This is a genomic window from Streptomyces sp. NRRL WC-3549 (assembly GCF_000721935.1).
Lineage (GTDB): Bacteria > Actinomycetota > Actinomycetes > Streptomycetales > Streptomycetaceae > Streptomyces.
In genome coordinates this window covers 269,020-269,460 of sequence record NZ_KL585414.1, presented here as the reverse complement: position 1 = coordinate 269,460, position 441 = coordinate 269,020, and the positions used below count along the sequence as shown (strand labels likewise).

Genomic DNA, 441 nt, shown 5'->3' with positions numbered 1-441 from the left:
GCCGGGGGGAGCGCGCCGCCCGTCGCCGCCGTACCCGGTAGACGGCACCGCGCCCGCAGCACGTCAGGACGATCTGGGTGCCGACCGCGCACAGCAGCACCGCCCAGCCGACGTCCCACCCGGCGTCGCCGGCCGCCAGGACCTGGCCGGTGACGCACCACTGCACGAGCGCCGTGCCGAGCAGCACGGGAAGCTCCGCCGGCACGGACGGGGACAACCCGCCCCGGTACAGCCCGCGGAGGGCGTGCAGGAGCACCTGCGCGGCCACCTGGGGGAGCAGGACCGCCACGGGCCACGCCACGGGCGCGGGCGCCACCAGGGCCGCCGCGGCGCCCACCGCCAGGCCGTCCACGACGACCAGCCCCGCCGGGGACACCCACCGCACGCGGTCCCGCACGGGCCGGGGCAGCTCCCCGCCGCCCTCCCGCGGCGGGTGTACGG

General features: G+C 80.3%; 1 pseudogene. It reads right to left on the bottom strand.

Annotation, left to right across the window (positions count from 1 at the left end):
• A pseudogene (locus IH13_RS39770) lies at nt 1-397 on the bottom strand (sugar transferase); the annotation flags it as partial.
• Nucleotides 398-441 lie beyond the last annotated feature (44 nt).